The following is a 348-nucleotide window of genomic DNA, read 5'->3' as shown; positions in this document are numbered from 1 at the left end:
CTGTTCGATATTGTGCTCGCGCGTCGAGCGGCCCGAGTTGATGTCGATCGACACCAGCGCCTCGGTCGGGTTGATGACGAGATAGCCACCCGACTTCAACTGCACGACCGGGTTGTACATCGCCGCGAGCTGGTCTTCGACGTGTGCGCGCTGGAACAGCGGCACGGCGTCGGCATACTGCTTCACCTTCTTCGCGTGGCTCGGCATCAGCAGGCGCATGAAGTCCTTGGCATGGCGATAGCCTTCCTCGCCCTCGACCACGACCTCATCGACGCCGGCGTTGTAGATGTCGCGGATCGCGCGCTTGATCAGGTCGCTATCGCCATAGACGAGCGCAGGGGCCGACGA

General features: G+C 62.9%; 1 protein-coding gene. It reads right to left on the bottom strand.

Annotated elements, in window-relative coordinates; genetic code table 11:
- The coding region (locus tag AC0IYH_RS30100) for a ribonuclease E/G (protein ID WP_471837769.1) at nt 1-348 on the bottom strand (348 nt) is incomplete at both ends.

This window comes from Pseudomonas sp. AC463, from assembly GCF_979253585.1.
The sequence above is the reverse complement of the archived record's forward strand: the minus strand, read 5'-3'. Positions and strand labels throughout refer to the sequence as shown.